The 18,038-nt window shown below is 44.6% G+C and carries 22 protein-coding genes; 14 read left to right on the top strand and 8 right to left on the bottom strand.

All coding sequences use genetic code 11. The features are described from left to right. Window positions 1–14 precede the first annotated feature (14 nt). The 6 genes from RID09_RS30945 (at window position 15) to RID09_RS30970 (ending at window position 6,077) form a co-directional block, all read left to right on the top strand. Window positions 15–2,024, top strand: a complete 2,010-nt coding sequence (locus RID09_RS30945; RefSeq protein WP_446339735.1) for an ABC transporter ATP-binding protein — start codon at window positions 15–17, stop codon at window positions 2,022–2,024. A 32-nt stretch (window positions 2,025–2,056) separates the two neighbouring features. Next, window positions 2,057–3,244 (top strand): glycosyltransferase, encoded by a 1,188-nt coding sequence (locus RID09_RS30950; protein WP_446339736.1) that lies wholly within the window; start codon window positions 2,057–2,059, stop codon window positions 3,242–3,244. Between the two features lie 54 nt (window positions 3,245–3,298). After that, window positions 3,299–4,534 carry a polysaccharide pyruvyl transferase family protein gene (locus tag RID09_RS30955; RefSeq protein ID WP_446339737.1) on the top strand — a complete coding sequence of 412 codons (1,236 nt, stop codon included), beginning with the start codon at window positions 3,299–3,301 and terminating at the stop codon, window positions 4,532–4,534. Between the two features lie 500 nt (window positions 4,535–5,034). After that, window positions 5,035–5,478: a 50S ribosomal protein L21 gene (rplU, locus tag RID09_RS30960; protein WP_446339738.1), complete on the top strand. Its 444-nt coding sequence runs from the start codon at window positions 5,035–5,037 to the stop codon at window positions 5,476–5,478. Between the two features lie 40 nt (window positions 5,479–5,518). Continuing rightward, window positions 5,519–5,806 carry a 50S ribosomal protein L27 gene (rpmA, locus tag RID09_RS30965; protein ID WP_446339739.1) on the top strand — a complete coding sequence of 96 codons (288 nt, stop codon included), beginning with the start codon at window positions 5,519–5,521 and terminating at the stop codon, window positions 5,804–5,806. 133 nt (window positions 5,807–5,939) lie between these two features. Beyond that, complete coding sequence (locus tag RID09_RS30970; protein ID WP_006103223.1) at window positions 5,940–6,077, top strand: photosystem II reaction center protein K; 138 nt, start codon at window positions 5,940–5,942, stop codon at window positions 6,075–6,077. Window positions 6,078–6,287: 210 nt separating this feature from the next. Here RID09_RS30970 and RID09_RS30975 read toward each other — a convergent pair whose 3' ends face one another. Beyond that, window positions 6,288–6,842, bottom strand: coding sequence for a glutathione S-transferase family protein (locus RID09_RS30975; RefSeq protein ID WP_446339740.1), 555 nt, complete (start codon window positions 6,840–6,842; stop codon window positions 6,288–6,290). Window positions 6,843–6,853: 11 nt separating this feature from the next. Beyond that, a complete protein-coding gene (locus RID09_RS30980) occupies window positions 6,854–7,318 on the bottom strand; it encodes a hypothetical protein (protein WP_446339741.1) in 465 nt (154 codons plus the stop codon). A gap of 514 nt (window positions 7,319–7,832) precedes the next feature. Between RID09_RS30980 and RID09_RS30985 the strand changes: the two genes are divergently transcribed. Beyond that, complete coding sequence (locus RID09_RS30985) at window positions 7,833–8,537, top strand: tetratricopeptide repeat protein (RefSeq protein ID WP_446339742.1); 705 nt, start codon at window positions 7,833–7,835, stop codon at window positions 8,535–8,537. Window positions 8,538–8,583: 46 nt separating this feature from the next. Here the strand turns inward: RID09_RS30985 and RID09_RS30990 are convergent, their stop codons facing one another. After that, window positions 8,584–8,976: a slr1601 family putative cell division protein gene (locus RID09_RS30990; protein ID WP_446339743.1), complete on the bottom strand. Its 393-nt coding sequence runs from the start codon at window positions 8,974–8,976 to the stop codon at window positions 8,584–8,586. A gap of 332 nt (window positions 8,977–9,308) precedes the next feature. After that, window positions 9,309–9,404: a photosystem I reaction center subunit XII gene (gene psaM / locus RID09_RS30995; protein WP_071777246.1), complete on the bottom strand. Its 96-nt coding sequence runs from the start codon at window positions 9,402–9,404 to the stop codon at window positions 9,309–9,311. 174 nt (window positions 9,405–9,578) lie between these two features. Between psaM and RID09_RS31000 the strand changes: the two genes are divergently transcribed. Then, the gene (locus RID09_RS31000) at window positions 9,579–10,295 is read left to right on the top strand and encodes a TerC family protein (RefSeq protein WP_446339744.1); all 717 of its coding nucleotides are present in this window, start codon (window positions 9,579–9,581) and stop codon (window positions 10,293–10,295) included. Between the two features lie 52 nt (window positions 10,296–10,347). Here RID09_RS31000 and RID09_RS31005 read toward each other — a convergent pair whose 3' ends face one another. Next, window positions 10,348–11,322 carry an undecaprenyl-diphosphate phosphatase gene (locus tag RID09_RS31005; RefSeq protein ID WP_446339753.1) on the bottom strand — a complete coding sequence of 325 codons (975 nt, stop codon included), beginning with the start codon at window positions 11,320–11,322 and terminating at the stop codon, window positions 10,348–10,350. Between the two features lie 277 nt (window positions 11,323–11,599). Between RID09_RS31005 and RID09_RS31010 the strand changes: the two genes are divergently transcribed. Beyond that, a complete protein-coding gene (locus RID09_RS31010; protein WP_446339754.1) occupies window positions 11,600–12,277 on the top strand; it encodes a DUF3120 domain-containing protein in 678 nt (225 codons plus the stop codon). A 152-nt stretch (window positions 12,278–12,429) separates the two neighbouring features. Continuing rightward, window positions 12,430–13,422: an FHA domain-containing protein gene (locus tag RID09_RS31015; RefSeq protein WP_446339745.1), complete on the top strand. Its 993-nt coding sequence runs from the start codon at window positions 12,430–12,432 to the stop codon at window positions 13,420–13,422. On the opposite strand, the gene lipB is transcribed toward RID09_RS31015, so the two are convergent. Continuing rightward, window positions 13,419–14,084, bottom strand: coding sequence for a lipoyl(octanoyl) transferase LipB (gene lipB, locus RID09_RS31020; protein WP_446339746.1), 666 nt, complete (start codon window positions 14,082–14,084; stop codon window positions 13,419–13,421). The two genes, RID09_RS31015 and lipB, sit on opposite strands and share 4 nt — an antisense overlap. 38 nt (window positions 14,085–14,122) lie before the next feature. Between lipB and RID09_RS31025 the strand changes: the two genes are divergently transcribed. Both RID09_RS31025 and RID09_RS31030 read left to right on the top strand, forming a co-directional pair. Continuing rightward, window positions 14,123–14,365 carry a hypothetical protein gene (locus RID09_RS31025; protein ID WP_446339747.1) on the top strand — a complete coding sequence of 81 codons (243 nt, stop codon included), beginning with the start codon at window positions 14,123–14,125 and terminating at the stop codon, window positions 14,363–14,365. Between the two features lie 41 nt (window positions 14,366–14,406). Further along, complete coding sequence (locus tag RID09_RS31030; protein WP_446339748.1) at window positions 14,407–14,865, top strand: MgtC/SapB family protein; 459 nt, start codon at window positions 14,407–14,409, stop codon at window positions 14,863–14,865. 48 nt (window positions 14,866–14,913) lie between these two features. On the opposite strand, the gene RID09_RS31035 is transcribed toward RID09_RS31030, so the two are convergent. Then, window positions 14,914–15,828: a hypothetical protein gene (locus tag RID09_RS31035; protein ID WP_446339755.1), complete on the bottom strand. Its 915-nt coding sequence runs from the start codon at window positions 15,826–15,828 to the stop codon at window positions 14,914–14,916. Window positions 15,829–16,100: 272 nt separating this feature from the next. On the opposite strand from RID09_RS31035, the gene RID09_RS31040 reads away from it, so the two are divergent. After that, complete coding sequence (locus tag RID09_RS31040; RefSeq protein ID WP_446339749.1) at window positions 16,101–16,928, top strand: hypothetical protein; 828 nt, start codon at window positions 16,101–16,103, stop codon at window positions 16,926–16,928. 131 nt (window positions 16,929–17,059) lie between these two features. Beyond that, window positions 17,060–17,803, top strand: a complete 744-nt coding sequence (locus tag RID09_RS31045) for a histidine kinase (RefSeq protein ID WP_446339750.1) — start codon at window positions 17,060–17,062, stop codon at window positions 17,801–17,803. Between the two features lie 64 nt (window positions 17,804–17,867). On the opposite strand, the gene RID09_RS31050 is transcribed toward RID09_RS31045, so the two are convergent. Further along, window positions 17,868–18,038 (bottom strand): alpha-hydroxy-acid oxidizing protein (locus RID09_RS31050; RefSeq protein WP_446339756.1); only part of this gene is annotated, 171 nt, incomplete at its 5' end.

Raw genomic sequence — 18,038 nt, forward strand, 5'->3', positions numbered from 1 at the left:
AAAAATAAAACTCTATGGCTTCCAATTTATTATCAAAAGTTCTTAGACGATATCCAGTACGAGTTACGACAACAGTTCTGTTGGGACTATCGGGTGGATTGTTTAACGGTATTGGTACAGCCCTAATCGCTCCGATCATTTTAAATCTTTTAGGTATAGATTTAGATTTAAAAAATGGTCCGCCAATTCTTCAGGCGATTATGTCACCCTTTAATAACCTACAGGGAAATTATCGGCTGATAGCGATGGCGGGAGCTATTGTGGGACTAATTACTTTAAAAAATATTTCTAATTATGCCAGTACATTAGCCTCCAGTTCGTTAAGACGCAGAATTACATGTGATTTACGTGAAGCAGGAGTAAAATTATTACTCGATGTAGATATAGATTTTTACTCTCGCATGAAAGTCGGTGATCTAGTGAATCGCCTGGGTACAGAAATTGGTCGAGCCGCTGGCGAGGTCAGTACCCTATTAAATATGATGGTGACTGTAACGAATGCTTTAGTATTTCTAGCCTTGTTACTGGCTCTTTCTTGGCAATTGACTTTAGCTTCAACAGTTTTAGTGGCTATTGTAGCTGTAGTCAATCAATATTCGATTAGTCGTGCCAAGATATTTGGTAAGCAGCTATCAAGTCTGTCAAAAGCTTATTCGATTGCCGTGCTAGAAACTTTAAGCGGAATTAGACTCGTTAAATCTACCGGTAATGATGAGAGAGAGTATCAGAGAATCCGAAAGCTAATTCGCGATCGCGAAAAGGCAGATTTTCAATCTCAGGCAAACAATGCGGCAATAGGACCCGTTGGTGAAGTGACTAGCATTATCGGTTTGCTGGGAATTGTGTTTATGGGACGAATATTTTTTGCCAGTCAGATAGAGGCTCTATCGGCGGTATTACTTAGTTTTCTCGTCTTACTGCAACGGCTTTTACCTTTAATTTCTCAGTTAAACAAAGCGAGGGGCTCCTTGGCAAATAGTTCTGCCAGTGTGGAAGTGGCACATGACTTCTTGCGCCAGGATAATAAGCCCTTTATGAACCAGGGTTCTCAACCTTACCATCCTTTAGAAGAAGGGATTCATTTTCAGGAGCTATCCTTTGCCTATCCGACTCAAGCGAACAAGTTAATATTAAAAGATGTTGATTTATACTTACCTCGTGGTACAACATTAGCGTTAGTGGGCTCATCGGGTGCCGGCAAATCAACATTAGCAGATTTATTACCACGATTTTATGACCCCACTGAGGGAAGTATCACCCTAGATGGAATCGATTTGCGGGAGTTTGATATCAAAAGTCTCCGCAATAATATGGGAATTGTCAGCCAGGATACATTTTTGTTTAATACCTCGGTTCACGATAATATTGCTTATGCTCGACCGGATGCTTCTGAAAAAGACGTAATTGAAGCAGCGCGACGGGCAAATGCCTTAGAATTTATTGAACAACTCCCTCAGGGGTTTAAGACGATGATTGGCGATCGCGGGGTGCTATTGTCAGGAGGACAGCGTCAGCGTCTTGCCATTGCTCGCGCTCTTTTGCAAAATCCGGATATCTTGATTCTGGACGAAGCCACGAGTGCATTAGATACAGTTTCTGAGCGTCTGGTACAAGAAGCGCTGGAGGAATTAAGTCGCGATCGCACAACTCTAGTTATTGCTCACCGCCTTTCAACTGTGCAAAACGCTGATCAAATTGCCGTCTTAGAGAAAGGATGTGTCATGGAAGTCGGGAAACATGACGAACTTTTACGCAAAGGAGGGTACTACGCACGGTTGTACCAGATGCAATTTGCTGAACATCCTCAAGCTAAACGGACAACGAATCCTGCTTTAATTAAAGCATCTCACGAAGTCCGAACCATGCTCAATTCCATGATCGGTTCTATCCGATTATTAGCGGATGACTTAGTAGATACCCCAGAAGAGGAGAATGAATTATTAGAAGAATCCTATAGTTCAGCTATCAATATTCTTAATACTATTGAACTATTTGAGAATAGTGCTAAATTTACCAAAAAATAGGTCGCCTTTTATTTGACGAAAGTATATTGATTATGAAAAAGTATTATATTTACTTTAGTAGAAAATTATCATTACAACCCGGTACTGCCCATGAAATTCATGATGTTCTTTGCGCTAATGCTGCTGCCAATTTGGGCTACTCTACTGTTTTAATCTATCCCCATGAAAGTTCAAGTGATGCAAATTTACTCAATTTAATTTCGCCTTTCAATCCTAAACCTCCTAGTGAGGAATTTAAAGAATTTTATAATACTCAAGATAAGCTACAAGTGGCGCTTCTACCTAAACCTTGGTTTATAGATAAAGGTGGGAAATTGACTAGCTTTAATACCCTACTATCCAAATACTATTTTCCGATACATATTCGTCCTCATACTCAAATCGTACACACACGGGATTGGAATTTTGCTAAAACAGCCGTCCTACAAAAAGTTCCCACGGTTTATGAACGTCACTACTATCAGGACAAATCCTTTGAACCAGAAATTGTTCATAGTCCATTTTTTAAAATTGCCATAACCCAGTCTGAAATTATCAGAGAAAGCCTGATTCAACATGGTATGCCCCCGGAGAAAGTGGTATGGCTCGATAATGGCTTTGATCCCTCCTTTCTAGCCAGACAACCTGAAGAAGCTGAAAGTTGGCGAAAAGAACTTTTGGCGAATGAACGCCAACATCTTGCTGTTTATTCAGGAGCATTGCATCGTTTTAAAGGGATTGATGATTTAATTGATGCCGCTAGGGAGTTACCCCAAGTACAATTTGCTCTGACAGGTGGAACAGAATCACAAGTTAGTCATTACCAACAGATAATTGATAATAGAAATATTAATAATGTTAAACTATTAGGCTGGATTCTTCCACGAAGTCGATTAGTGAGTGTGTTGCAAGCGGCTGATGTTTTAGTTCATCCGCACTGTTCTGGCGATGCTGCAAATTTTACCAATCCAGTTAAGTTTTTTCAGTATATGGCTTCTGGAACTCCCATTGTAGCAACGGAAATTCCACCCCTGATGAGATTTAAGGAATCTCAGATGATTGCAGCCTGGTGTCAACCTGATAATCCTACGTCCCTTGCACAGTGTATTCAGCATGTTATAAACACCTATCCGAGAAGAATAGAAGGGTATCCAGAAAGTATAGAATTTGCACGTCAGTTTTCTTGGGAAAATAGAATTGAGAAAATTATGAGTTATGTAGAGGAGCGTATGCGTCCATAAATTTTGGCTTAGCTATTAAAATACACGACTTAATTAACCTTAGAAATCAATAAGATGAAAACAATCATTATATCGTGGTTATTCAATTACTGTTTATTTCCTCTATATGTTACCTTTTTCCGGTTCTGGCGTATTCTGCGACCTAGCTATATTCAGCCTTCCTCAAGCCTAATCCTTCCCCCTTCTGCTCCAGGGAGCGTTGGCGATGAAGCTATGATGAATGCAACAGTATCATATCTTAAACAAAAAGATTTAAAAAAAATTAGTTTAATTTCTTATAAATCCAACCTAGAATGGCAAGGTTTAGAAAAAGTTGATGAAACTATTGAAATGGAGAATTATTTTTCCTACGATGATTTGCGTTCCTTAAAAACCTTGTTACGTTTTCTACCCATCGCCAGTCAATATGAAAGATTTTATTGTTTAGGTGCCGATATGATGGATGGTGCTTATTATGAAGCCTTTAACTGTAAAATGCTAAGGCTTGTTTCTTTAGCAGCTAAGATGGGTGTTAATTCGGCTGTTATAGGTTTTAGTTTCAATGAAAAACCAACTTTAGCTTCTGTTGAATCTCTACGCAATTTGCCGTCAACTGTAAGGCTATGTGCTAGAGATCCAGTTTCTCAAAAACGGTTAACGTATCATCTCAATCGTTCCATTGAACTCGTTGCCGATTTAGCATTCATGCTCAAGCCTAGTGTAGATTCGGAGATTGTATTGAAGATGTGTAAATGGATCAATGAGCAACATGATAATGGTCGAATAGTAATTGGCATTAACCCCAAAAATCCAAATTTAATTAAACCGTATGTAAATACTTTAAATACAATGTTTAATCAAAATAAGCAGCTTAGTTTTATACTAATACCTCATGATTTTCGGGAGTATAAAGGAGTCAGTGATGTAGTATTATCAGACACGATATTGAATGAAATTAATCCGGAAATTCAACCTTATTGTATACGAGTTCCAACCCCATGCAAAGCCGCAGAGATTAAAGCAATAGTAGCCAATCTAGATTTAGTACTCAGTGGTAGGATGCATCTTGCTATTGCATGTCTTGGTCAAGGAACACCCGCAGCCTGTATTACTTATCAAGGAAAATTTGAAGGATTGTTTGAGCATTTTGAGCTGGAAGGAATGACTATAGAACCCGAAACTCTATTCAAAAATGGTACATTAATGAACTTTTTAATTCCTCTAATTGATCACCGAGAAGAAATCCGACAGCATATTCAGTCTAAATTGCCGAAAATACAGCAGCTATCTCGTGCTAATTTTGAATTTTGAATGGCGCAAATATAATTCTTAAATTTAGCTCCAATTTAATTAGGACTGCTATATATAGCAGTTCGCTCTCGCGTAGTTACAGTACAAGTGTTCTAAATCCCTCCTGATCAAGCATCCCTCTCTAATGTGTAAATACACCAGCGCGAAGCGCTATAAGATATTTTTTATCCCAATTCAACTGAATGTGTTTTTTGACTTGCCACTAAATCAAGCAAAACTTCGACTTGACATATCCTTAGCTAATCACAGATGATTGTTAATTGCGTGTATATTCCTGCTCGGATCAGGTCAAGATATACCAAAAGCGGCTCAAATGCTTAGAGCGAAAGCGATTTATCGCTTCTCTACATGAGGAGGTTATGGCAAAAGCTGTCATGGTGAGTACAATTGCAAGTTCGATATGACTTACGCTTGCGTATCCTGACCCTAACAGCTAAATACGTCACTCTCAACTCGCCAACGAGCTAGCTACCTGTACGGCTACATTTAAGGACAATCCCATGAGTTACGCAATTATTGAGACAGGCGGAAAACAAATACGAGTTGAACCTGGTCGCTTTTACGACATTGAACTCCTACCCGTTGAACCTGAGGAGAAAGTCACCATTGAACGGGTTTTGCTGGTTGAGAATAATGGTGACGTCACCATCGGTCAGCCTTGGGTTGATGGAGCGACAGTTGAAGGCACGGTGATGCGACATTTTCGCGATCGCAAAATCCTAGTCTACAAGATGAAGCCGAAGAAGAAAACCCGCAAAAAGCGGGGACATCGCCAGGAAATTACCCGCCTGATGATTGATGCTATCAGTCTGAATGGTTCAGTGTTAGCGGCTACTAGCACTGAGTCCCCAGAAAGACCGACTTCTGAGACTCCTGTAGAAGTAATGGCAACTGAGGCGGAGGAGTCAGCACCTGAAGCAACATCTGAAACTGCTTCAGAATAAGAATAGGAATCCACTCACACGATTAAAATAAGAGGAGACTATGGCTCATAAGAAAGGTACAGGTAGTACCCGTAACGGTCGTGACTCTAATGCCAAACGGCTAGGGGTTAAACGCTTTGGCGGTCAAGTTGTCAAAGCTGGTAACATTTTGGTGCGTCAGCGTGGCACTAAATTTCACCCCGGTACCAATGTCGGTCGCGGCAAAGATGATACTCTATTTGCCCTAATTGATGGTACGGTGACGTTTGAGAGAAAGGGTAAATCTGGCAAGAAAGTGAGCATTTATCCAGTTGCGGCTGAAGCTGAATTGGCAACAGCTCAGGTTTAGATTTGTAGGTTGGGTTAGGGTTGGGTCTCTTCCCTAGACCCAACCTACCCCCTGAAGCTAGCTCAGTTGTAACCCAGTTCATGTTAAGATCCATTTCAATTCTGAAAATTCGCTTAGAAAGGAAGACTTAACTATGGAAGCAGCCATGCTGTTGGCGAAATTGCCTGAAGCTTATTCTATCTTTGACCCTATCGTAGACGTTCTCCCGGTCATCCCTGTCTTTTTCTTGCTGCTAGCGTTTGTTTGGCAAGCGGCTGTAGGTTTCCGTTAAACGAAGAAGAAACACTTTCTGACACAAGGGGTTGAGTAGAGGGCGACCCGATCAAATTGGGTGAATACGGTTGTTAATTGGTGCAAGGGACGGGTCGCCCCTAGACTCCGAAACACAGGATGTTTCTCTCATCCGTTGCGGATGTGAGCGCGTCCGTTCCTTAGTGTCTCAGATCTTGCACCGCCCGATTAAGAAGGATGCTTTATCTTCTTAGCTGCGTCCACCAATCGTTTTCTTAAATGCCGATCGCTCACCAAGGCGCTTGATATAGTCTGAGATAGCTGGGTACTCGCTCAGGTCAAGCTGTAACATAATCGGGATATAACTCAAATACGCTCCCACCGCCACATCAGCCACGCTAAACTGATCTCCCAACAAGAACGGTTGATTTTGTAAACGTTGCTCAAGCGGGGGAAACAATTTCGGCATTTCCCGCTCTCGACTCGCCTCCACAAAAATTCCCGGACCAAGGGTCGCATTTGCAAACAAAATCCATTGAGCTATGGTTGCTTGCTCTTCCAATCCGTTCAGGTTGCCATATTTTTGAGCCAGGTAGAGCAAAATTGCCCCCGACTCCCAAAGTGGGAAATCCCCATCCACAATAGCTGGGACTTTACCCATGGGATTAATCGCCAGATAATCCGGCTGGCGATGTTCCCCGGCTTGCATATCCAACAGCACATAGTCGTAGGGAACGCCCAGTTCTTCTAAATACCACTGGACAATTGACGCCCGACTGCGGGAGCCACCATAAAGTTTTAGCATCGTCGTTTGGGTTAAAGAACTTTGTGAGTGTATTCGTGCTGTTTAACGTCGTCTTCCTTACGCACAACTCGTATCTGATTCAGCACCCGCTTGCGTTCGATGGAGTAATTGAAATCATCGCGCATTGTACCAGGAGGAATGTGGGATTGTGCCTCCGGACGAGTTTTGTACGTGCGAGCGGCTGCGATCGCGCGGACGATAAAATCATCGCAAAAATGAGCCTCGACGGGAAATTCAGGCGGTTTTTCTGGGGTGTCACCACTGATAACCTCGCCCAGTGTAGTGCCACGCGCCATGGAATAAGACGTTGGAATTCCTTTGAGAATTGCCTCCAGAGCCGCTGAAGGAATCGGTTCCAGGATTTTTACCTCCTCAACTTCACCCTCTTGTTTCAAGAAGCAGGTGGCTAAGCCTACCACTAAATAATTATCCGCACTAACGTCAGGAGCATCCTGTAATGCTGTTGCCGTTGCCATATTTTGAGTGTCCTTAATGATATCCCAACCCAAACCAATCAGTTACTTTGGTTGCATTTTACCACCTTCTAGACTGGACATCCTTGATAGATGGGTTAGACTAGACAATCACTTGCCGGGGAATGTAAAGAAACATTGCAGATTTCTGGCGCGTTACCGTTAGCCCAGTAAGGTTGGGAGACAGAGCATCGCCAGATGGCAATAAAGATTTCAGTGCGATCGCCAGCTATATGAATTTGTGTCCGATTGTGACAATTTTTGTAGGTTCACACAGCTAGCGGAGTGAACAACACTCAGGATAGAGGGAATGACTCAGCTTCATTCACTAAGATTTCAGGAAAGCAGCTAAGCTGTGCTGTAGATTTCTCATAGAACATCAATCAGTTGGGTTGGCTGGTGATTATGAAGAGGAGTAAAGACGCCTCAGGAAGTGACACACCGACACCAACTCGCGGGGTGCAGCCAGACTTAAGGTTGATTGTAGATAGACCGCAGGTGTTGTTGGAGGACGATTATGAACACTCATGTATTTATCAAAGGCGATGAAGAGAATAGACAATGGATTCCCATGTCCCGCCGAAAACCCCAGCCTTTACCCCCGATTAAACTGACACCTCGAACCCCAGACCACCTTTCGATTAAAAGTCTACGCACCGGCGCACAACGCAAAGCCAAACAGGGAGAGTACAGTAGTGCGATCGCGCTTTTGAGTCAGGCAATTAGACATCATCCTACCCATGCCATTGACTATAACAATCGGGGCTTGATTTACTTCCAAATGGGTCAGCGTCAAAAAGCCTTAGACGATTACAACCGAGCCTTACAACTCAATCCTGAATTGGACAGTGCTTACAATAATCGCGGCAATTACTATGCTGCCATGGGACAATTAGCTAAAGCCCTGGCGGATTATGAAAAAGCATTGGATCTCAATCCGCGTAATGTTCGCACTTGGGTTAACCAAGCCATCACCTTTCGGGAATTGGGGCTTTATGACCTCGCCATAGAAAACCTCGACTTGGCTTTAATTTTGGGATGCCTACAAAACCACATCTATGCCGAACGAGGTCGTACCTATCATCTGCGGGGAGATTGGAACTGCGCTATCGCTGACTATCAACGCGCTCTCTCTCAACTCCCTGTATCAGGAACCTCAGGTCGTCTACGCCGGAAAGTTGAAACCTGGATGAGCGAGTTGCTCGATCCGTTAACCGCTTAAACTTGAATTATCCTTTGTGTACTATCCCAGGAAACTTGATCGTTATTTAGTTATCGGGCATACGACGTCGATCTTCCCAGACGACCTGACGCTGATTTGGATCAACCCGATAACTTTGATCTTGCATAACTTGTCTAGCTTGTGCCGGATCAAAGGCTTCGCCGAAGTCACTGCGGAGTTTATTGACACGGCTTTGGGTGCGTTTCACTTCAGCGCGTACTTCTTGTAACTTCGCTCTTTGGGAAAAATGATAGGGCAACAGTTGCGCCAATCCAGCGATCGCGGCACTACAAAGAATTACATTTACCACTAACTTAGCTGTAATTTCACCAGCAACGACGGAGTAGGAATGCCGCCGAGGACGACGTTCTTGGCGAGTAACCCTGCGGCGGGTTGGTAGAGGTTGCCGAGTTGGTCGAGAGGTTGGGATTGCATTCATCTCAAAAAAAACTTGCTGAAGACTCCCGTTATCATCACGATCGGTACTTTCGTAATTGACATCCTCCCCAACCTGCTAACGCGAGGATGGGGATTCCTTAAATCGCTTTAAGGGTTTCCTGTACCCGATACACTAGCACTAACCATTCAGTTACAGTGCTACCAACTGCCGGGAGCATCTGTAGGTGTGTACAGACAGATAAACTACAGCATTTTACTGCAATTATCCGGAATATCAGGGGGGCGACTCAAACCGCGTATCTAATCTACAAGACAAGGGTTGACGTCGCACCCCTTATATGTCCCAATTCCCGGTTCGATTAAGAATGAGAACTACTTATAGAGTTCCGTCGCTAAACGGAAGGCTAAGATACCGGGAATGAGCGCTACGACGAGAGCGACGAAAACTTGGGTATCTGAAAGGGACATGGTTTACAATCTCCTAATTAGACATCAATATGACCTTTAGTCTACTGGCTATTGCTCCGTTTTCGGCAGAAATTTCGGTCAACACGTTAAGATTAGTTAACAGAAGGGTCACAGTTGCCGAGCAAGAGCAGCTTACGCCCTCGTCCATACTCGAAATCATTATTCATTTCATTAATGCTGGATCAAGTTTTTAACTTACCGTTCAATCTAGGAATAGAAGCCCCCTTAGTCCTGCTGATTCTGATCGCTCTCGAAGCAGTGCTCTCAGCCGATAACGCGATCGCGCTGGCAACAATCGCTCAAGGTTTAGAAGACAAAAAAATCCAGCGACAGGCGCTGAACTTTGGCTTAGGGGTAGCTTACGTTCTGCGGATTAGTCTGATTCTGACGGCAACGTGGGTGGTCAAGTTTTGGCAATTTGAACTCCTCGGTGCTGCTTATTTGCTCTGGTTAGTCTTCGAGCATTTTACCTCAGAGGAAGACGAACAACATCACCATCATGGACCGAGATTTACGTCCCTTTGGCAAGTTATTCCCCTAATCGCCATTACTGATCTAGCCTTTTCCTTAGATAGCGTTACCACCGCGATCGCGATTTCTGACCAAATCTGGCTGGTTCTGGTTGGTGGCACCATTGGTGTGATTACCCTGCGGTTTATGGCAGGATTATTCATCCGCTGGCTACAGGAGTATGCCAATCTGGAGGATGCAGGTTACATTACGGTTGGTCTAGTCGGATTGCGACTTTTGGCTAGGGCGATTAATCCAGAATTAGTGCCGCCAGAATGGCTAATGATTACTGGTATTGCCCTGATCTTCCTTTGGGGATTTTCTCAGCGCACGAATGAAGAAGACAACTCACTACCAGAGGTTAATGAACAGCTTGACTAAACCTGCCCCTGGCACATATTTCATTACTAATATTTTTTCCAATACCACAAGGCTAACTATTTGGCAATACCCCGGCGATAACCGCACCCAAAATTGCCAAACCAAAGGCGACGCGATACCAGACAAAAATCCAAGTGTTTGAGGTTTGTAGGTAACGAATCAACCACGCGATCGCGGCATAAGAAAATACGGCTGATGATATCACTCCCACGGTGAGGGGAATGAATCCCCCCTCGCCAACTCCGGATTCTAATAAATCCTTTAACTCAACTAACCCCGCTAGAGTAATCGCTGGGATACCCAGCAAAAAGGAAAATCGGGCGGCTGTTCCTCTCTCCAATCCCATAAACAAGCCCGCTGTAATCGTTGAACCCGATCGCGACACCCCAGGAATCAGCGCCAAGGCTTGAGCAAATCCCATCAAGACGCCATCCTGCATCCCCAACTTATCGAAATTGCGCTCTTTCCTACCCATCTTTTCGGCAACGCCCAACAGCAGCCCCATAAAAATTGAAGCACAAGCGATCGCGACGGTACTCCGTAGGGGAGAATTATCAAAATCGGGAATAAATATCTTAATTAACAAGCCACAGAAGACAATGGGTAAAGTCCCCAAGCCAATACCCACCGCCATACGAAAATCGTTGGCTTGGTAATCCCTCCTCTGAATCGCTTTAATCGTACCTGTGGAAATTTGCCATAAGTCTGACCAAAAATACCACAGCACCGCAGCAATACTCCCTAGTTGAATAATCGCCGTAAATGCCACCCCCGGATCACCCCACCCGAATACCACGGGTATCACTTTTAAATGCGCCGTACTGCTAATCGGGATAAACTCCGTTAACCCCTGCACGATTCCCAGTACCAATGCTTGAGAAATGTTCATCTCGGAGGTGGATGGGGTGGTGGGTACGGCTACGTCTGTCGGTAAGGTGGTGCCGAAACTCTTCAACTGAATGATGAGTAAGGCGCTCAGGAGGCTAATACTTAAAAATTTGAACCACCGCCACTGCAATTTGATCATGTATGTCTGTAAAATTCCCAATCCCCAATCACTAATCACCAGTCACTAGCATTAATCGGCATTTTGGCATAGCTTAATCGCGATCGCAAACTTTGTGCGGTGCTAGCAGTACACTATAATAGGTCATATCCCCCTAGGGGGGATATTGCTCATGATATATTGAGAACTGTAAACATAAGTAAAGAAAATTAAAGAAATCGTGTTTCGCAATAGTGTGTTTTCTGATACCTCCTCCAACTACTCCCACCCATCCGGAGAGGTTTGGCTGTCTGGCTCAATCGGTCGCGTCCTCAGTTGCCTAGGTATAGCCTCAAAAGCCAGAGGTCAAGGCTGGTGGCTGTTTGCTGCTGCATCATTTCTGGTATCTGTACCTGTGTTTGTCCAAGCGCCATTAGTCCGGCAACTGCCCTGGTTAAGTGTAGTGTTAACCGTAGGGTGGGTATGGCTGGGGGTTAAGCTGATGGCGCGTCCTGGGATGCAAGTGTGGGGAGATTTGGTACTTGGTTTTAGTTGGTGTTGGCTAGCGGGTTCAATCTATTGGGGCTGGCTGCGGAGTGAACCCCTGCTACATTTGCCCATCGAAGCAATTGGTCTACCCTTTGCCCTTTGGGGGTTATGGCGGGGGAAAGGAGTCGTGGGTAATTTATTTTACCTGGGTTCTCTGTTCGGGACAGTTCTAACTGATGTATATTTTTATTTAACCGATCTGATTCCATACTGGCGTCAGATCATGGACGTTGATCCAGCGTTAATCACACCCATCTTGCAAGAGGCGATCGCACAAGTGCAAACCCCTTGGGGAATTAGCTGGGCGGCGGTTTTAGGATGTACACTAGGACTAGTAGGATGTGGGGCATTGACGAGAGGACAATTGCCGTGGTGGGCATTTAGCGGGGCGGTATTGAGTACAATTTGGGTAGATAGCCTATTTTGGCTAGCAGCTACACTTCAATAACTCCTAATGCATGTCTACAGTAAACAATTATTGACATTTGAGAATGTGGGCAGTGAAGTTTCCGGAATCACTCGTTTGGCTTCAGAATGCATCTACTAGGATATAGATTTAAGTTCCTGTTTATTTTTTAACCCGTCGTTGCTTCTGTGCCTGTGGTGACTCTACGATCCACTCCCTATTTACTTCTACCGACTGAGACTGGTAACCGCTACCTCCCCCTGGTGGGTAGTAACTGCTGGACGGTTGGTCGCGGAGATGATAACAATTTTGTCCTCTCAGATCGCTGGATTTCCCGAAATCACGCGATGTTACAGTGTACTGAAACCGGTGATTTCTATCTGATTGATTTAGGGAGTCGCAATGGTTCCTTCGTCAATGGACGCCGAGTGAGTATTCCGGTGACATTACGAAATGGTGATCGGCTGATGTTTGGTCAGACTGAACTGGAATTTCACTCGCCATCCGATACCCGAGATCGCGACTATAGCCAACCTCCGAGTAGTGAAACCCTAACCTCTACGTTACATGTGCGCCGCCTGATGTCGGTGATGGTGGTGGATATCCGCGACTTTACGGTTCTGACTCGCCAACTGGATGAAAAAATTCTCTCCGCCGTGATTGGCACCTGGTTTCGCCAATCGGGAAATATTATCCGCAAATCAGGGAGTTGGGTGGATAAATACATTGGCGATGCGGTGATGGCAATTTGGTTTCATGGACATAAAGGGATGAGTAAAGACGAAGCCTTGAACGTGTTGCAAGCGGTTAGCGATTTGCACAGCATGACGGCGTCGCTTTCGAGTCAATACCCCCTACCCTTCCCGCTCCGCATTGGTACGGGAGTGAATACAGGTTATGCGATGGTGGGAAATACAGGTAGTGGCGATCGCCCTGATTATACCGCCATTGGCGATACAGTTAATGCGGCGTTTCGTCTGGAGTCGGCGACGAAACAAATTGGTCTGGATATTGCTTTGGGAGAAGATACCTATAAGTATCTCGAAGAGTTAGGATACAACGAGCTGGGCTTTAAACAACATATTGTTAGCCTGAAAGGGTATGATACGCCAACCACTACCTATGCGGGAACTTATGCGGATCTGAATAAGTTTTTAGCGATTCGCTGCTCGGAAAAACTGAACTAAACTAGGTTCAACCTGTATGAGTCGCGATAACTGACATAGAAAACCTCGGCAAACTTGGCAATGACCACTGGGCGGACTTGGTCTACGGTAATATCAGGAATGAACTGGGCAAGACTACCAACGGGTTTATCGGCTATTCCACAAGGGACAATGTGCTTAAACCCGCTTAAGTCTGGGCAAACATTTAGGGAAAAGCCGTGCATAGTAATCCAACGACTGACTTTAATGCCAATAGCTGCAACCTTGCATCCCTCTAGCCAAACCCCTGTCATCCCCGTTTCGCGATCGCCTTTAAGTCCATAAACCGCTAAAACCTCAATTAAGACGGCTTCTAACTGTCGCAGATACCAGTGTAAATCTTGCTGATAATAGCGTAAATTGAGAATGGGATAGCCCACGAGCTGACCGGGACAATGGTAAGTGACTTCACCTCCCCGTTCTATACGGTAAACTTCCCAGTTGACTTCTTTTGGGTTGAACTTGAGGAAGTCTAAAGAAGCACCTTGACCTAAAGTATAGACAGGCGGATGTTCCATTAATAAGAGAACATCATCAAGGGTGGGATCGTTAACCCGTTGTGACAGGAGCGATCGCTGTTGTTCCCAGGCGATAGTATAAGGTACAAGACCTTGATTGTCGAGCAAGCATTTACGCTGCGCCATTCATGTCCTATTCTGTGAAGATAACATCCCTATTAATTATGAAAGATAAACTTATTTATTGGATCAATCAGTTATTAGTCGCTGATTTTTTCCTAGTTTTATTTAGCTTCTTCTGGTTCGCGATCGCACTCATCGGGCGAGGGGTTGGTGTTTCCCTAGGATTAGACTTGTGGTATAGCCTGTGGAATCCTGTCTTTACTCCTGCGATCGGTATTTTAATGGCAGGTGCGCTACTGACTGGACTGATGAACCAGATTACCAAGCGTTTGAATTCAGATTGAGTTTTCTTAAGTGAACCAAACCTACTATATGTTCCAAACCATTGTCAAACATCTACTTACTTTCGCCAAACGATTGGTTAGGGATAGGACTCCGACTCGGGATTGCCTTATTGGTGGGAGGAATTATCGGCTTTGAACGGGAAATCAAAGATAAACCTGCTGGGTTGAGAACTCATATTCTAGTCAGCTTTGGTTCTGCTTTCTTTACCCTGATACCCATATTAATTGGTGTGGCTGAACAAAGTGCAGATGCTCTTCCTCGCGTGATTCAAGGCATTATCGGTGGCGTAGGATTTTTAGGTGCAGGAGTAATCGTACAAGAATCTCAGCCGCAGCGACAAGGATATAGAATTCGGGGACTAACTACGGCGGCGGCGATTTGGGTGTCATCAGCTTTGGGAGTTGCGGCGGGGTGTGGGTTATGGGTTTTAAGTTTAATTTCTGCCTTATTTATTTTAGTAATTTTGAGACTGTTTAAAAAAATTGAGCCGAATAGCTAGTACAAAAAAGCTCCAAGACACAAGGCAAAGGGCATTTACCATTAGGGACTAAAACATTCTGTCAAAGCCCCAAACTGATGAACCCATATTTTCATCATCTGTGCCTAAAATTATGCCTCCGGCTGTACCAGGTACGAGTTCAATCGCTTCTACTTTATGATAATTTAAGCGATAAATAGGAACCAGTGTCTGGTTTTGCTGAAATACGATGCGGTTATCCTGTAGACTCAAAACACCTGCTACGTAAACGGCGGATTGGAAGGGTCCATCGTCACCATTATCTGAAGCCGAGGTGATGTAAACAATGCCAGCCGAATCAACCTTTACATCAGAAATATGGCGAACATTACTCACTGGAAACGGTACAGTTAAACGAGCTGAACCTTGAGGCGTAATCTCATCATTTTTCAAGTCCAAAAATCCCCAGTACAGGACTCCAGGTTCTTCAGTGTTACCCCGATGCGCCCAAACCGCGAGCAGCTTATCATTAATTTGTTGCAAAGCAAACCCTTCTAAGTTAGTCCCTTCAGGCAAATTTGGCAAATTAAATATGTTTAAAAAAGATACATCCTGATGATTGGCGCTGAGCCGAAAATGATAGACTGTTCCCGAACTGGTTAACGCCATGAATGTTGGTTCCGATTGTCCAGGAACAGCCGTGAGTGCTTCTAAATCTATAGGTAAGGGTTGGTTTGACCAGTTGAGCGGAAAATATTCAGGGGCTTGTTCGTCGGTAAGCGTGATCATCGCCAGACGCCCTTCCCCTACTCCTTTATTGTCATGAACGATTAGAAACGAGGTGGAACCCTGTTGCTGTTCTAAGAATGCCATGCCACTAATCCCAAAGAGGATACTACCACGCACAGGACGCCAGGGTTGTGCCTGAACGGGTTGGGCAAAGGGTGAAACCGTTAGTGTGATGCCTACAATGAGGGTTAAAGCTAGGGCGTTGAGTGTTTGCATTTGAACCATTATGGCAGATTCATCACCCGCTCAATCTCCCCTGGCGTCTAGGCTGAGAAAGCCTAACCGCTCACCCTTCTGAAAAAATCTGCAATTAGTTAGAGGGAGCAAGTCACTCTCCTGATAGATTCCACAACGACTATTTAGGGCGACTATGGTTTAGTACATAGCAAATAATTTCCAACCTCTATCTAAACCATCAACGAGTTAGATAGCTTAGTTTGCTGCGATCAAGATAAGCAGCAACTTTTGTTCTATAGATAGGAATAATCATGTTGAATCAAGGAGACTCCGTCCCCTTATGGACTAAACGAATAGGTACTTACTTAGGAGTGATGGCATTTGCTCTAGCCGCTTTGCTCCTTCCTGGCTGCACTACTGATAACGAGGAAATTCAGGAAGGAAAAACCAACGTTACCACCGAAGATGTTGCTGAAAATACCGAAGACATCATCGGCAAAGAGGTCACGATTAGAAACAAAGTCGAACAAAAAGTGGGTGACCTTGGCTATGTCGTACAGGCGGAGGAGTTGGGCAGCGAACCTATTCTGATCCTTAATGTTACAGAAGCTCCCTTCGATCTGCCAGAGGATCAAGAGATTCCGATTCAAGTAACGGGTGAAGTCGCGCAATTGGTAATTGCCGATATCGAGACCGAATACGGTGTAGAGTTAGGTGACGAATATGCCGAGTATGAAGCTCAACCTGTTATTATCGCTGAATCCCTCGCCCTGGCTCCGACTACTGAAGACTTAGCGGAAGCGCCCACGGGCTATTTCGACAAAGTTATTGCTGTCGAGGGTGATGTTAGAGATATTTACTCTCCCAGTGCAATCTCTCTATTTGAAGATGGTTGGGTAGATGATATCGGCGTTTTAGTTATCGGTATCAATCGCAATCTTAAAGCTGAAGATAGCGTTGTTCAAGAAGGCGAACGAGTCGTCGTGACGGGTGTAGCGCGTAAGTTTGACCCGAAGCTATTGCAGGATTCTGACCTCGGTTGGGACGCGCAGAAGATTGAGGAGTTTGGGTCGAGATATGTAGACAGACCCGTTATCGTAGCCGAAGATATTTTCCCTTCTGCTGTCGATAATAAATAAAAGTTTTGTTCTGAATGATGAAGTGTGACATTAATTTTATGCTTTTGTCTTCGTTCAAAGTGCTTTAGTCACAACAAAGAAAAAGGGCTAAGTCAAGCCTAACGTTGTTTAATTTATTCAAAGGAGCAGTAATGCTAGAAAAAGAAAAGTTTGTCCCCGAAAGCCGTGAATACAAACGTGTTGTTGGTATTTTCCCCAAGCGCGAAAATCTTCAAAATACGATCCAGGCGCTCAAGGATGGGAATTTTGATATGGAGAGAGTTTCTCTCCTAGCGCGGAATATCGACGACGTAGAAGGCGCTAAGGAAATTACCGAAAAACACGGGAATGAAGCCAAAGAAGGAGCAGGTATAGGCGCGACTACCGGTACTCTTCTCGGTGGTGTTGGTGGCTTCTTGATTGGCGTCGGTTTACTGGCGATTCCAGGTGTTGGTCCTATCCTCGCCGCCGGAGCCGAGATAGGGGCGTTAGGCTCAACGTTAGCTGGAGCCGGAATTGGCGCAGCAACAGGCGGTATTGTTGGCGCTTTGATTGGTCTGGGTATTCCGGAAGAAAGAGCCAAGGTGTATAATGAGCGCATCAAAGCCGGCGACTATTTGTTGATGTTCAGCGGAAGTGACGACAGAGTTGAACGTGCGGCGTCAATTATGCGCGATCGCCATGCGGAAGAGTTAGAAATCTTTGAGGCGCCTGAGCCAGTTGAACATGAGCGTCGAGAAGAGGTTGAGGTGAAAGAAGAGTATGTAGAACAAAAGCCTGTGTCAACGGTTAAGCAGCCAAGGGTAAATGAGCGAGAAGTTGTTGAAGCTCATGACATAGAAGGCGATGGTGATCCAGATGTCGTTATCGTTGATAAGCGAAATACAGTTCGATAAGTTGGCTTAAGACTTTTACCAACCTAAACCCCAACCCCTTCCCTACCAGGGAAGGGGAGCAATTTTAATCTGTCCCCTTAAAACCTAACTTGAGTAAACTCTGATCAATATCCTCGACTTTGGCACAACCACTCAACGCCATTGCTACATCCAACTCATCCCGCAACAATTCTAAGACATGCTGCACGCCAGCTTCTCCCGCCACGGCTAATCCCCACAAAACCGGACGCCCCAC

The organism is Coleofasciculus sp. G1-WW12-02 (assembly GCF_040219735.1).
GTDB lineage: Bacteria > Cyanobacteriota > Cyanobacteriia > Cyanobacteriales > Coleofasciculaceae > Coleofasciculus.